The organism is Collinsella aerofaciens (assembly GCF_015555045.1).
Lineage (GTDB): Bacteria > Actinomycetota > Coriobacteriia > Coriobacteriales > Coriobacteriaceae > Collinsella > Collinsella aerofaciens_W.
Window position 1 is genome coordinate 35,352 of the sequence record NZ_JADNJQ010000009.1, and the last position, 14,964, is coordinate 50,315.

Below are 14,964 nucleotides of genomic sequence, written 5' to 3' on the forward strand. Positions count from 1 at the left end.
AAGCCCGGCAACGAGCCCCAGACCCAAAAAGCCTCCCGCACGGCAACGCCCCGCGGGAGGCCCAACGTCAAACAGACGGCACCTTACGCCTCGGACTTCTTGGCGTAGATAAACCAGTAGCCGAGCGCAATCAGAACTGCGCCGCCCACGATGTTGCCCAGCGTGGCGGCGGATAGGTTAAACGCAATGCCCGCGGCGTTGAGGGCATCGGCCCCGGCAACATCGGCGCCATAGCCGCACGCGTGCATCACGGCGCCCATGGGCAAAAAGTACATGTTGGCAACGCAGTGCTCAAAACCGCAGGCCACAAAGGCGGCGATGGGCAGCAGAATGCCCACGACCTTATCGACCACGGTCTTGCCGGCGGTACCGATCCACACGGCCAGGCACACAAAGATGTTGCACAAGATGCCGCGGAAGAAGATCGTCACCCAGTCGATCGTCACCTTGCCGGCGGCGACGCTCACCATGGAATTGGCGACCGCCTCGCCGTTGAGCTTGTAAATGCCGGCCATGTACACCAAAAAGACGATGAACAGGGCACCGACAAAATTGCCGACCCACACGACGACCCAGGCCTTAAGCATCTGGACAAGGGTGATCTTTTTGCTCTTGAGTGCGCAGACCATAAGCGAATTACCGGTAAACAGCTCGGCGCCGCACACCAGCACAAGCACCAGGCCCAGGCAAAAGCACAAGCCGCCCACGACACGCTGGGCGCCCCAGCCCAGCGTGCTATCGCTCAAGAACACGGTAAAGAACAGGCCGCCGAAGGCAATGAACGCGCCGGCGAACATTGCCAACAGAAAGGCCTTTGCGACCGGCAGGTTGGCCTTGGTCACGCCGGCGGCCTCGGTCTTGGCCTCGATCGCGGCGGGCGCCAGGCAATCGGGAGCGGGATATTCTGCCTTGGAATCTGCCATGTCAATCACTTCTTTCCTAATCAGCAGGGACAAGCGCTCCTATTGCTCTTGTCCCAAGCGGACAAAGTGGGAAAAGTCGTTGGCGGCCACGGCGTCGTACACGGCGTCGACGGCGTCAAAGACCTCCGGGGACATAGGGTTGTAAAACTCCGTATCGCCCGGCTGAATCCCTATGAAGACGATATCTTCGCACGATTGCTCGATTTCCTCGATCAGAATCGACAAAGGGAGCGAATGCGTGGTGAACATCGACTTGCGGGCCACATCGCGCTTATCGAGCAGGCGGATAGACCCGACGGGCAGCGCCATGTCGGCGGCATCGACCAAGACCAGACGAGGCGGACGCTCGCGCTTGACCTCGATGATGTCGTCCTCGGGCGTTTGGCCACCGTCGATGGTGTACCAACCGGCAATGGGCGCGTCCTCCATCTTTTTGGAGAGCACGGGGCCGGCGGCATCGTCGGCACGCAGCACGCTTCCTGCCGTGAGCACGATACCCGCAAACGGGGCGCCGTTCACACGTCCATCCACAACGTGACCCATTACTGCAACCTTCCCGTCAGATACACACCCGACACATCGCGCACGCGCTCCACCAAATCGTGGAACTTCATTAAGAACGCGACCTGCTGGGCATGCAGGCCAAAGTCGTCATCGAACACCGAGATGCCGGCCTTGGCCGACCCGCGAAAACCGCGCTCGTCGAGTAGTGTGTCGCAGGCCTCGAGCAGCGACGACACCGCTGCCTTGTCGAGCTGGCACTCGCCAAAGGAGCGGATGGCCTCGAACTTGGTCTTGGCCTCCCCCTCCGGCAGCGCGTCGACGAGCGAATAGAACACATCCACCGGCACCGACAGGCGCGGCTCAAAGCAGTCGAGCACGCCGGTGTGGTGGCCCACGGCGAGCGTGTAGTACAGCACGTCGCAGGCCTCCTGGGGAACGTCTTCCTCGGTCTCCACAAACTTACGCGTGAGCTCGTAAAAGACCACCTGGTCGGGAGCATGGCCCAGGCAGGGGTCGGCGACGCCCTCGGCGGCCTCGTCGCTTGCGCGCGAGGCATCGCCAAAGGAGCCGCCGAGCATGCCGGGGCCCGCAAAGTAACCAGAGCGGTCCGTGAGCTCCATCTAGCGACCTCCGGCCAGCACCAGATCCTGCAGCGCCGAGTACACCTCGACGCGGCGCGGATCGTCCTGCTTGTCGATGAGCAGCGCCATGGCACCGCGGATATCGCCCTTGGGCGCACCCTCGAGCGTGTCCATAAACTCGTTGGCCAGGTCGCGGCCGTAACGGTAGCCGCTCATGGCGCGAGCCTCGCGCTCAATGGCAACGCGCAGCTTGTACGGCACGCCGGGGTGCAGGATATCGGCCTGCTCGCCGGCGGCCTCCACCGTGGTCTCGGCATGGAGCTTTTGGTCCAGCAGACCGAGCGCCATGGCAAAGCCGTAGATGGTCTGCGCGGGGCTGGGAGGGCAGCCGGGGATGTAGACATCGACCGGCAGAATCTTGTCCGTGCCGCCCCAGACGCAATAGTTGTCGTAGAAGATGCCACCGGTGCAGCCGCACGCGCCATAGGACACCACGATCTTGGGATCAGGCGCGGCCTCAAAGGCGCGCAGGGCCGGCATGCGCATGGCACGCGTCACGGCACCGGTGTACAGCAGCACATCGGCGTGACGGGGCGAGGGCACGACCTTGATGCCAAAGCGCTCGACGTCAAAGACGGGCGTGATGGAACCGAAGATCTCGATCTCGCAGCCGTTGCAGCCGCCGCAGTCGACACGGTAGACGTACACCGAGCGCTTGATCTTCTTAAGAAGGGTCGCCTTGGCCTTCTCGATGCTCTCGTCGAGCTCGATCTTGGTCGGGCGGTACTGAAGCCGCTCGGGCAAAAGCGTGGGTTCGGCCATGGTTACTCCTCCTTCGTATCAAAATCCATGATGATGCCCTCGACCGGCGCAGGACCGGCGGGAATCTCGGGCGCATCGGGGTTGAGCTCGCGGTCGACATACTCCGGGTTCACGCCGTGGCCGCCCAGATACTCCATGCCGGGGCCCTGGGGCTCACCGGACGCAAGCGTCTCGTTGGCAGCCATGCCGCGCGCGTTGCCGGTCTTTACGGCCGAGGCGGCGCGCAGGGCGTCGAGCTCGCGCTTGCACTCCTGGCACATACCGACGGTACGGACGGCCTGGATGGCCTCCATGCCGCCGGTCTTTTGCAACAGGCGCTTGGCGTAGTCGATCTCCTTATGCGGGGCAAACGGCTTGCCGCAGCGCGAGCAGTGCTCGAGCGTGTAGACGCTCTTGCTAGTGAGGTCGTCCTTGCTCATGACGGCCAGCTCAAACTCCTCGGTGAGCTTGATGGCCTCCATGGGGCAGGCTTCCTCGCAGCGACCGCAAAAGATGCAGCGACCGTAGTCGATCGACCAGGTGATGGTATCGGCCGCAAGGTCGGTGTCCATGCGAATGGCATCGGCCGGGCACGCCACGCCGCAGGCACCGCAAGCGATGCAGAGCTCAGCATTGTGCTCGGGCTTGCCGCGCATGTCCTTATTGGTGGGGAACGGCGCAAACGGGTACTTGACCGTCGCGTCGCCGGCCTTGGCGTTAACCTTCCAAAGCTTCAGCATATTAGAGCGCCTCCTCATCGAGCGGAGCGGCCATGGTGCCCTCGCCCGCAAGCGGCGACTTGTCGCGCCAGACGTTCTCGAACTGCTCCTTGTCGAGCACGTGGTCGCGCTTGGCGGCGACATCGGTCACCGTCACGCGGTCGGTGCAGGAGTAGCACGGGTCGAGCGAGCCGACGATCAGCGCCGCGTCGCCCACGGTGTTACCGCGGAACATGTAACGCAGGACCGGCCAGTTGCTGTACGTAGCTGCCTTGGCGCGCCAGCGGTAGCACTTCTGGTTGTTGCCGAGCATGGCCCAGTGCACGTCCTCGCCGCGCGGCGCCTCGGTGGCGCCGATGGCGTACTTGTGCGGGGTGTACTCCCAATCCGTGGTGAGGATGGGGCCCGACGGGCAGTTCTCGAGCATGGTCTCGATCATGTCGATCGAATCGTAGACCTCCTGGATGCGAACGGCGGTACGGCCGAAGGCATCGCAGGTGTCGGCGGTGGCAGCATGCATCTTCTGAACATCCGGATCGGCGTAGCCGTCGAAGGGATGGTCAAAACGCACGTCGCGGGCATAGCCCGAGCCACGCATGAGCGGACCGACCGGCGAGAAGTCACGTGCGATCTTGCGGTCCAAGATGCCGATACCGCTCGTACGCTCAATAAAGTTGGGCGTGGAGAGCAAGACGTCGACGAGTTCCTGAACCTCGGAGCGCAGCTGGTGGATGGTCGTGAGCGTGGAAAGCTTCTGCTCGGCCAAAATGTCGCGACGCACGCCGCCGATCACGTTGAGGCCGTAGGTCTTGCGGTGACCGGAGAGCTTCTCGGCCAGATCCATGGACTTCTCGCGGACGCGGAAGAACTGCTGGAAGCCGGAGTCGAAGCCCGTGTAGTGCGACGCCAGGCCAATGTTGAGCAGATGCGAGTGCAGGCGCTCGACCTCGAGCATGATGGCGCGGATGTACTGGGCGCGCGGCGGGACATGGATGCCCTGGGCGCGCTCGACGGCCTCGGCATAGGCCACCGAGTGGGCGCAGCCGCAGATGCCGCAGATGCGGTCGGCGATGAACGTCACGGCGTCATAGTTCAGGCGCGTCTCGGCGACCTTCTCCATACCGCGGTGCACGTAGAACAGACGGTAGTCGGCGTCGACGATCGTCTCGCCCTCGACGAACAGGCGGAAGTGGCCGGGCTCGTCGGAGGTAATGTGCAACGGGCCCATGGGGACGAGCGTCGTCTCCTTGCCCTTGGTATCGGCCAAGAACTCGTAGTTTTCCATGTCGCTCGCGGGAGCGGGACGGAAGCGGTAGTCCATGGAGTCCTTGCGCAGCGGGTACAGGCCGCTGGGCCAATCGTCGGGCAGCACCAGGCGACGACGATCGGGCAGTCCCTCGGGGATCAGGCCGAACATGTCGCGAAGCTCGCGCTCGCCCCACACGCAGGCGGGGACGAACGGCGTCACGGACGGGAACGTCATCTTGGCGGGATCGACCTCGGTGCGCACGGTCACCCAGCCGGGGTCCTCCCCCTCCATGGAGATGACGTAGTACACGGCGTAGCGACCGCACAGACTGCGCTCGTCGTTGCCGATGATCACGGGAATCCAGCCGTAGCGCTCGTAATACAGGTAGTGGACGGCCTCGGGCAGCTTGTCCTGCTTGACGGTGATCGTCAGCTGGTCCTCGCACTGCCACTCGACCTTCTCGATGCAGCCCGGAACGGCGCGGCGCAGGGCCTCGACATGGCTCTCGCAGCGACGGGCATACACCTTGTTCTCAGTTTCAATCATTCGTTACTCCACCTCGCTCTGAGCGGTCTCGGTACCGAACACAGCGCGGTACATCGGCGTCGCGTGAAGTTCCTCGGTGCTCTGCTCGAGCACAATGCCGGTCGCGGTCTCCACACCGTGCACGAGAGGCAGCGGGGTGGCGATGCCAAACCACAAGATCATGACAGCCAGGATGATTTCGGGGATAAGCATGAGCGCCGGGGCCTCATGCTTATCCATGCCCTGGGGCGCATGGCCGAATACCGACTTGAGTGCGATGCGGGTGAGCGCGGAGATGGCCACGGTAAGACCGAGGGCGACCACGACGACCAGCCACATGGGACCGGCGGTAACACCGGCGACAAAAGTCAGGAACTCGGAGATAAACATGCCAAAGGGCGGGAAGGCACCAAGACCGAGCAGCGCCAGGACGGCGAGCGCGGCGGTTGCGGGGGCAACCTCGACGACACCCTGGATCTTAGCCAGGCTACGCGTACCAAAGGCGTGCTGGATGTTGCCGGACACGCAGAAGGCAAGCGTCTTGGTAAAGCCGTGGAACACGCAGTGCAGCAGGGCCGCGGCGATACCCAGAGGGCCACCGATACCCAGGCACAGGGCGATAACGCCCACGTTCTCCACAGACGAGTACGCAAAGCGGCGCTTGAGGTCGTCCTGGCGAAACATCGAAAGTGCCGCCACCAAAATGGACAGCGTGCCGACGATCAGCAGCAAAAGCTGCGGATACTCGGCGCCCACGGCCTGGATGGTAAAGCCGTAGAAGCGCATGATCACAAGCATGGCGCACTTAAGCAGCACGCCCGAGAGCAGGGCCGAGACAGGGCTCGGGGCCTGGGAGTGGGCATCGGGCAGCCAAGTGTGCATGGGGAACAGGCCGGCCTTGGTGCCAAAGCCGATCACGATAAACGCAAAGGCGAGGCGCATGAGCGTCGGGTCGAACTGGTCGGCATACGGCAGCACGCATGACAGGAATGCGGCCTCGTGGGCGTTGGGAATCACGTCGGCGGCGTTGGCGTAGATCAGCAGCGTACCGAACAGGCCAAAGGCCACGCCGGCGGTGCAGACCATCGCATACTTCCAAGAAGCCTCGAGGGCCGTCTTGTTCTTGTAGATACCCACGAGGAACACGGTGGAAAGCGTGGTTGCCTCCACGGCGGCCCACGTGAGGATCATGTTGTTGGACAGGCACGCGAGCAGCATGGTGAACACGAACAGGCTAAACAGCGCAAAATACTGCTTGGCGCGCTCGGCGGGCATGGAGCCCTCCTCGATATCGGCCTTTACATAGGGCAGCGAGAACAGCCCCGTAAGAAAACCGATAAAGCCGATGAGCAGCACAAAGATGGCGCCCAGCGAATCGAGGTGAAACCACAGGCCAAGAGCGCTCGCGGTGTCGCCGCTCATAAGGACGTCGCCGGCCGTCATAATCGACAGCACCAGGACGGCTGCGACGGAGGCCAGGTTGAGACCGGCAAACACGTTATAGGACGTGTTCTTGGGCAAAAATGCCATGACCAGCGAGAACACCAAAGGAGTCGCGAGCAGGGCGAGAATCAACGTTTCCATGGACTACCCCCTCAGCTCGGACAGGTCGCGCGCATCGAGCGAGTGGGAGTCGTCCCAAATGCGACGCACGACGATGGACATGATGATGACGGCAAAGATGGCGTCGGTGGCGATACCGATCTCGATGATCTCGGGAGCGGTGGGGGCCAAAAGCGCGAGCGTCACATGGCTGCCGTTTTCCATAAGGCAGTATCCAAAGATCTGCTTCATGATGTTGCGCTGCGAAATGATGCAGGTGAGGCCCACAAAGAAGTGAGCGAAGCTAATAGCGAGCGCAGGCGTTGCGACCTCGGCCGTGGGCAGGCTGATCTGCGTCACGACGGCAAAGCAAATCGCGACCTCGACGGCAATGATGCAAATGGCCCACGCGGGCTTAAGGCCGGCCTTGAGCGATGCGTCGCTCGGCTCGCCCATCTTCTTGTATGCGCGGTTGAGGATATAAGGGACCAGGACGACCTTGGTGATAAAGGCAGATCCAGCCCACATAAGCAGCTCCTGCGCACCAGTGGTGACACCGAGCGTGGCGAGAAGCCCCACGAGCACCAGCGACTGCACCGCATACCAGTGGATGGAATGTTTGATGTTCTTGGAGACAACCACCATGGTGGACGTGACGATCAGAAGGCCGCCAAGGATGTTGACGATCGAATAACCCATGTCGTTCTACCTCCTAACCGATCCAGCTGGCCGAAAGCGGGCCGCTGACGATGACCATGATGATGAGCACGATAAACACAAACGCCATCGCGTGGGGAAGCGGGGCTCCCGCAGCGACCTCTTCGCTCGGCTCGCCGGGCAGGCAATAGCCCATCCACTTGAGGAACCAGGCGAAGGTGGCGACGGTCTCGGCGACCATGATGCACACGAGCACCAGGATCGCGACGTTGCCGGCACCCACAGAGAAGCCACCGGCGATGATCTGGAACTTCGAGAAGAACGTGTTCATGGGCGGCACGCCGGCAATGGCGAGCGCCGCGACACCAAAGCCCACGCCCGAGATCGGGTACTTCTTTACGATGCCGCGAAGCTTGGGCAGCATACGCGTGCCGAGCGTAAAGGAGAACGAACCGGCGATCAGGAAGAAAAGCGTCTTGGCGAAGGCGTGGTTAAAGATGTGGCACACGGCGCCATCAAAGGCCAGCTGGCTGCCAAAGACCGAAAGGCCCAGACCAAAGAACACATAGGAGAGCTGGGCGATCGTGGAGAAGGCCAGCAGGCGCTTCATGTCCTTTTGCGGCAGGTACATAAGGAAACCAAAGAGCATGGTGACCATGGCGTCGATAATGGCAACCCAGCCAACGATCTCGGGAATCTCGCCGGCAGAGACGAGTACACGCGCGAACACGCACACGCCGACCTTAACCATCGAGGCGCCATGCAGGTAAGCCGAAACAGGCGTCGGCGCCTCCATGGCCGAAGGCAGCCACATGTACATGGGAACCTGTGCGGACTTGGCCCAGGCCGCAAACAGCACGAGCAAGAGGACGATAGCCTTGAGCTTGGCGTCGAGGCCGGCAATCGCGGTGATGGCGAAGGTGCCGGTGTGGGCAAACACGATGGCGGCGCCCAGATACAGGCCGAGCGCACCGATATGCGTGATGATCAGGGCCTTCATGCCGGCCTTCTTGGCCGTAGGCGACATGTAGTAGCTAATGAGGCCCCAAGAGCACGCACCCGTGATCTCAAAGAACACGAGCTGGCCCAAAAGGGTCGAGCTGTACACAAGGCCGGCCATGGCGCCGATGAAGGTCGCGAGGTACGCGTAGAAGCGACGACGCGGTGCGTCGGGATGCTCACGGTTATTCTCGCTCATATAGGGAATCGAATAGATCACGACAAGCAGGCCGATACCCACAAAGGCGGGCGCGAGCAGCGTGCTCATGCGATCGAAGGTGAATCCCATGACGAGGGTCTGCCCAAACGAGATCAGGGGGACCTGCGTGTCGGGCATGCCGGCGCCAGCGAAATTCGCGGCGAGGGCGATGGTGCAGACCGTCGAGACGGCGGCACCCAAAACGCTGAACCACTTGGCGTACGGACGGGGGAACAGGGCGACGAGCACCGAGGCCACCATCGGGGCCGCGATAGCGACCAAGCCGAGAAGGGACAGACTGACTGCAAATGACATTGTTTCTCCCTTCTCCTACACGCCGACGACCACGAAGACAAACGCCAGAACGGCGATGCCCACGACGGCCCAGGTCTGATTGCCAAGCACCTTAAAACGCGAGCGCGAGCAGGAGTTCTCGATCACGCCGCATATGACAAAGTCGATCAGGCACTTAACAAGGAAGATGACCGCGCCCAGAACGGCCGCGATACCCACGGCCGCGGGCTCGCCCCAGGGGACGAAGATCGCGCAGAACCAGGCGACGACCAGGACCTGCTTCATGGACATGGCGAGCTTGGCCATCGCAAGCGACGGGCCGGAAAGCTCGGCGAGCGGACCTTCCTGGAGCTCCTGCTCGGCCTCGGCCTGATCAAACGGCAGCTTGCCGAGCTCCATGTAGCAGGCGATCGCAAAGGCGATGCCGGCGAGGATCACGGCGACCGGCGCGTCGATGGCGCCCGTCATGACGTGCTGACCCATGGTGGCGATGTCGGTGGAACCGCACACCAGGGCGGCGGCAAACAGCGCCAGCAGCATGGACGGCTCGATGAGCACGCTCATGAGCAGCTCGCGGACGCCGCCGATACCGGCGTAGGCGTTGGACGAATCCACACCGCAGAGGGCGAAGAAGAAGCGGGCGAGCGCCAGGCTGTACATGATGGTGATGGCGTCACCAAAGACCGGGATGGGGCTTTGTGCCGTAAAGAGCGGCAGACCCATCGCGAGCATAAAGGCGACGGCGAAGAACAGCGGCGGCATGATGCGCAGCGCAAAGCTCGCATCCTCGCTCTGGGACTCGGGGCGCGCAAAGAGCTTGGCCAGGTCACGGTAGTCCTGCATGATGCTGGGGCCGCGACGGTTGTGCATCTTGGCGCGGATCACGCGGCCGAGACCGGAGAAGAACGGTGCGACGGCCATAACGACCACGCCCTGCAGAACGGCAAGTACGATGTTGTTCATGCTCTCCCCTCCTTAACCCATTTGCACGGCGAGCACGAGGAACACCACGAGTGCCGCGACGATGTAGCAGATATAGATGCTGTAGTTGCCGCCCTCGAGCTTAGTCGCGAGGTCGGCAAGCTTCTCGACACCCTTATGCGGGGCATCGACGAGAACCTTGTCGGGTACGGGCTCCACAGCCTCGGCCACACCGGTGAGCTTCTGGAAGAAGTGCGCGATGGACCAGCAGACGGCCGTGCAGCGGTCGCGCAGCGTGTAGAGCGGCTGCATAAACCAGGACACCTCGGAGGCAAAGGTCGTGGCCACGACGGGCATATGCTCGTTGGGAGCATAGCCGCATGCCCACGGCTGGGACTTCTGCACCTTACCGACGGTCTTGAGCTTGCGATAGCCGCAGGCAAGGCCGACGAGCACCACGAGCGCAATAGCGATCGCGGGCGTGGAGGTGGCAGCGCCGGAGTACTGGTTCATGAGCTCCATGCCCTCGGCGGCAAACACGCCACCGTACGGATGCAGCACGGACGCGGCGACATCGACCAGCACGGGCGCGATCACGGGAGCGCCAATGCCCAGCACGACGCAGATGGCCGCGAGCAGGCCCTGCGCAAACACCATGGGGGCGGGAACCTCCTTGGCATTGGCCGCGGCCTCGGAGCGGGGCGCGGAGGCAAAGGAGACGCCATAGGCCTTGACGAAGCACGTGACAGCCAGCGCGCCGGTAATGGCAAGTGCGACGGCAGCGAACACGGCCACGATCATAACGGCCTTGTCGCCCTGCATGGCGGCGTTGAACAGCGACTGGTAGGTAAACCACTCGGACACAAAGCCGTTGAAGGGCGGGATGGCCGAGATGGCCAGCGCACCAATGAGGAAGCAGATGGCCGTTGCCGGCATACGACGGAACAGGCCGCCCATCTTCTCCATATTGCGCGTACCCGTGGAGTACAGCAGTGCACCGGCGCCCAAGAACAGCTCGCCCTTAAACATCGCGTGGTTAAACGTGTGGTAGAGGGCGGCCATCAGAGCCAGGACGGCGATGCCGACCGAGTTGAGCGCCATGGCGGCCATGGAGGCGCCGACGCCGAGCAGAATGATGCCGATGTTCTCGACGGAGTGATAGGCCAGCAGGCGCTTGATGTCATGCTCCTGCAGGGCGAAGGCCACGCCGAGGACCGACGAGATCGCACCGAAGACCATGACCATAAGGCCCCACCAGACCTGAACGCCCGAGGCGGAGAGCAGGTCGAGGCCCACCTTGAGGATGCCGAAGATACCGATCTTGATCATGCCGCCGGACATGAGGGCCGACACGTTGGACGGCGCCTCGGGATGTGCCTTGGGCAGCCAGCCGTGCAGCGGGATGATACCGGCCTTGGCGCCAAAGCCAAAGAAGGCGAGCACGAAGCACACGGATGCGACCGCGGGGCTAAACTGCGTAGCGCGGAAATCCGCAAAGGCAAACGAGCCGCCGGCGAAGTTGGTCATGGTGAGGAAGCTCGCCATAATGAGCACAAAGCCCACGTGCGCGATCACAAAGTAGAGCCAACCGCCATGGATGGAGTTCTCGTTCTCCTCGATCACGACCAGGAAGTACGAGGTCAGCGACATGAGCTCAAAGGCGACCAGGAACCAAAACACGTTGTCGGCGGTAATGACGAGCATCATGGACGCCACGAAGGTGTTAAAGAAGAAGCCGGCGCGGCCCTTTTTGCCCGGGTACTCATCAAAGTAGTTGAGACCGTAGATCGAGCCGGCAAACGCGAGCACCGAGATGAGCGCCACGAACAGGCCGGACAGCTGATTGAGCAGCAGCTGGAAATGGGCAAACGGGAAGAACACGATGGTGTCGACCGACGTGACATCGCCCAGCACGGCCTGGATACCGGCCACAAACGAAAGCACCGCGGCGACGGCGCCGATAAGGCAACCGGCGGTCTTGGCGGCGTTATCGGCCTTGATCAGCAGAACCGAGGCGAGCGCACCGATGCACGAGACGGCAATCGATGCGATAAACAGCGTCATGCTATCCATTGTTTACGCTCCCTTCTGCTTTCTCGGACAGGCCCTGGGCCACAGCGGTAACGTCGACGGACGGACCGTTTTCGATCGAGCGCAGACGCTTGGCCTCGTCGAGCTCGCGATCGGCCGCGCCGCCCATGACGGTCAGCGCCTTGGTGGGGCACGCCGCCACACAATGCGGGCCGTCCGGATCGAAGGCGCACAGGTCGCACTTGACAGCGCAGGTGTACTGGCCGGGAGCCCACGTAAGCAGGCTGCTCAGGGACTTAGGATACGAAGGCGTCGGGTCGCACATGCCTGCGACACCGGCGATAGACGTGCCATCGGGATGGATGGCTCCGAAGGGGCACGCGATGGCGCACAGTCTGCACCCGATGCACTCCTGCTCCTTGACGTGGATGCGATCGCCATCGTGCTCGATGGCATTCACCGGGCAAACCTCGGCGCAGGGGGCACCCTCGCAATGGTGGCAGGCAAGGGCGGCCGAAATACCGCCGGTCTTCACGAGCGCCAGGCGCGGCGTATCCTGAAGACCCTGCATCCGGTGGGCGTCGGCACAGGCGGACTGGCATGTTCCGCAGCCGATGCACCTCTCCGGGTTGATGTCGATGAAGCGGTTCATCCCCACTTCCTTTCAAAATAACGGGCCGGGCTCCCGAACGTACGGGACGCCCGGCCCAAAAAGCCAACGAGAACGGGACTACACGATTTGATTCACGTGCGTCTCGTCGTCGAACTTGGCGGCGCCGGGCTCAACGTCCTGGGGAGCGGCGGCGTCCACCAGAGCCTGCTTGAGCTCGGTGTACTGACGCTCCACTTCGCCCTCGGCCCAGACCTGGTCGGCGATAGCGTCGACCTGGCAGGCGGAGAACTTGTCCTCGGGCGTATGCGAGACCGGGTCGACCTTGTGAATGGTCAGCTCGTTGCACTTGCCGATCCACCACTGGTAGGTCATGTAGACCGTGCCCTTGTTGATGCGATCGCTCACGTCTGCGCGGCTGTATACCTGGCCGCGGCGGCTGTGAATCGAGACGATGTCGCCATTCTTGATGCCGCGCGCCTGGGCGTCCGCGGGATTCATACGGACAAAGCCGGGCTCGTCGGCGAGCAGCGCCAGCGTCTTGCAGTTGCCGGTCATCGAGCGGCAGCTGTAGTGGCCGACCTCGCGGACGGTGCACAGGATGAGCGGGTACTCATCGTCGGGAAGCTCGGAGGGTGCCTCCCAGTCGTGCGCCATCAGGTTGGCGCGGCCGTCCTTGGTGGTGAACTTGCCACCAGCGAACATGTCGGGCGTACCGTGGTCGTTCACATCGGTGCTCTTGACGGGCCACTGGGCGTAACCGCCCTCGGGAGCCATCTTCTCGTAGGTCGCGCCCACAAAGTTGGGGCACAGGCTAATGCACTCGTTCCAGATCTGCTCGGTGTTGTCGTAGTGCATGGGATAGCCCATGCGCGTGGACAGGTCCGCGAAGATCTCCCAGTCGTGACGGCACTCGCCCTTGGGCGGAACAGCCGCGTCAAAGTGCTGGAAGCTACGATCGGATGCGGTAAAGACACCCTCGTGCTCACCCCAAGAGGTGGCAGGCAGGATGACGTCGGCGAGCATGGTCGTCTGCGTCATAAAGATGTCCTGGCAAATGAACAGATCCAGCTCGGAGAGCGTCTTGCGCATACCGGCCGAATCGGGCTCGGTCTGCACCGGGTCCTCGCCGTAGTTGTAGAAGCAGTGCACCTTGCCCTCGTCGACCAGATGGCCCAGGTCGGTGAGCTTGTAGCCCTCCTCGAGCGGGAGCTTTTCCTCAGGCACGCCCCAAGCCTTGGCAAACTTGGCACGCACTGCCGGGTCGGTGACCTTCTGATAGCCAGGGTACAGGTTGGGCAGCATGCCCATATCGCAGGAGCCCTGGACGTTATTCTGGCCACGCACGGGCGCGAGGCCGGAATTGGGTTTGCCGATCTGGCCGGCAACGCAGGCGATGGAGGCGATGGTGTGCACCGTCTTCAGGTTCTGCTTCTGCTGGCATACGCCCATGCCCCAGCCAATGATGGCAGAGGGCTTCGCCGTGGCGTACATCTCGGCAGCTTGGTGGATCAACGCGGGCTCGACACCCGTGATGTCCTGTACGGATTCGGGAGTGTAGTTCTTGATGGTCTCCCACCACTCGTCAAAGCCGTTCGTATGCTCGGCGACGAATTCCTTGTCGTAGAGGCCATCGTTGACCAAGCAGTTGGCAAAGGCGTTGAGGAACGCGACGTTGCAACCGTTCTTGATCGGAAGGTAGAGATCGGCGATACGCGCGGTTTCGATATGGCGCGGATCGGCGACGATGATCTTGCAACCCTTTTCTTTGGCTCGCACGATACGCCTTGCGACGATGGGGTGCGAATCGGCAGGGTTATAGCCGAAGAGGAAAATGCAGCCCGCATCCTCCATACCGGGGATGGAGCATGACATGCAACCTGAACCAACCGTGTCCATCAGACCGAGGACAGTAGGGCCGTGTCAAGTACGGGCGCAGTTGTCTACGCTGTGGGTGCCGATGCACGCACGCGTAAACTTCTGCATGACGTAATTCGCCTCATTGCCGCCGCCTCGCGAGGAGCCGGTGGTCATGACAGCGTTAGGACCATATTCGTCAATTATGGCCTGCATCTTAGATGCGGTGAAATCCAGTGCCTCGTCCCAGCTTACGCGCTCAAGATCCGCGCCCTTGGTGCGGCGGATCATCGGGTGCAGTACGCGAGGAGTCAAGATCTTGGTGTCGTTGATGAAGTCGTAGCCGCTCATGCCCTTAAGGCACAGCTCGCCCTGATTGGTGATGCCGTTGAGCGGTTCGGTACCCACAACCTGGCCGTTTTGGACCAAGAGGTTAAACTGGCAACCGGCGCCGCAGTACGGGCAGATCACTTTATGCTTCTCCATGACACCCTCCTTCCTTTCTCTGCTACCGAATACTCGGTACTTATTTGACAATCATTGGGCCTGTCG

General features: G+C 62.3%; 13 protein-coding genes. All 13 read right to left on the reverse strand.

Annotated features, from left to right (window positions below; genetic code table 11):
- Window positions 1-83: 83 nt before the first annotated feature.
- On the reverse strand, window positions 84-923 hold the full coding sequence (locus tag I2E45_RS04675) for a formate/nitrite transporter family protein (protein ID WP_195444574.1): 840 nt from the start codon (window positions 921-923) through the stop codon (window positions 84-86).
- Window positions 924-962: 39 nt separating this feature from the next.
- Window positions 963-1,466, reverse strand: a complete 504-nt coding sequence (gene hycI / locus I2E45_RS04680) for a hydrogenase maturation peptidase HycI (RefSeq protein WP_195444576.1) — start codon at window positions 1,464-1,466, stop codon at window positions 963-965.
- Window positions 1,466-2,047, reverse strand: coding sequence for a formate hydrogenlyase maturation HycH family protein (locus I2E45_RS04685; protein ID WP_195444578.1), 582 nt, complete (start codon window positions 2,045-2,047; stop codon window positions 1,466-1,468). The genes hycI and I2E45_RS04685 overlap by 1 nt, the downstream gene beginning before the upstream one ends.
- Entirely contained in the window at window positions 2,048-2,830 is a 783-nt protein-coding gene (locus I2E45_RS04690) for an NADH-quinone oxidoreductase subunit B family protein (protein WP_022095195.1), read from the reverse strand.
- 2 nt (window positions 2,831-2,832) lie between these two features.
- A complete protein-coding gene (locus I2E45_RS04695) occupies window positions 2,833-3,549 on the reverse strand; it encodes a formate hydrogenlyase complex iron-sulfur subunit (protein ID WP_195444580.1) in 717 nt (238 codons plus the stop codon).
- Window position 3,550: 1 nt separating this feature from the next.
- Window positions 3,551-5,323, reverse strand: a complete 1,773-nt coding sequence (locus I2E45_RS04700; protein ID WP_195444582.1) for a hydrogenase large subunit — start codon at window positions 5,321-5,323, stop codon at window positions 3,551-3,553.
- Between the two features lie 3 nt (window positions 5,324-5,326).
- Window positions 5,327-6,886 (reverse strand): hydrogenase 4 subunit F, encoded by a 1,560-nt coding sequence (locus I2E45_RS04705; protein WP_195444584.1) that lies wholly within the window; start codon window positions 6,884-6,886, stop codon window positions 5,327-5,329.
- A 3-nt stretch (window positions 6,887-6,889) separates the two neighbouring features.
- The gene (gene hyfE, locus I2E45_RS04710; RefSeq protein WP_118237867.1) at window positions 6,890-7,543 is read right to left on the reverse strand and encodes a hydrogenase 4 membrane subunit; all 654 of its coding nucleotides are present in this window, start codon (window positions 7,541-7,543) and stop codon (window positions 6,890-6,892) included.
- A 13-nt stretch (window positions 7,544-7,556) separates the two neighbouring features.
- Window positions 7,557-9,014 (reverse strand): hydrogenase 4 subunit D, encoded by a 1,458-nt coding sequence (locus I2E45_RS04715; protein WP_195444586.1) that lies wholly within the window; start codon window positions 9,012-9,014, stop codon window positions 7,557-7,559.
- Window positions 9,015-9,029: 15 nt separating this feature from the next.
- Window positions 9,030-9,956 carry a respiratory chain complex I subunit 1 family protein gene (locus I2E45_RS04720; protein ID WP_195444588.1) on the reverse strand — a complete coding sequence of 309 codons (927 nt, stop codon included), beginning with the start codon at window positions 9,954-9,956 and terminating at the stop codon, window positions 9,030-9,032.
- A 12-nt stretch (window positions 9,957-9,968) separates the two neighbouring features.
- Entirely contained in the window at window positions 9,969-11,987 is a 2,019-nt protein-coding gene (gene hyfB, locus I2E45_RS04725) for a hydrogenase 4 subunit B (protein WP_195444590.1), read from the reverse strand.
- A complete protein-coding gene (locus I2E45_RS04730; protein ID WP_117746396.1) occupies window positions 11,980-12,597 on the reverse strand; it encodes a 4Fe-4S dicluster domain-containing protein in 618 nt (205 codons plus the stop codon). The genes hyfB and I2E45_RS04730 overlap by 8 nt, the downstream gene beginning before the upstream one ends.
- A 78-nt stretch (window positions 12,598-12,675) precedes the next feature.
- Window positions 12,676-14,898, reverse strand: coding sequence for a formate dehydrogenase subunit alpha (gene fdhF, locus I2E45_RS04735; RefSeq protein WP_195444593.1), 2,223 nt, complete (start codon window positions 14,896-14,898; stop codon window positions 12,676-12,678).
- Window positions 14,899-14,964 lie beyond the last annotated feature (66 nt).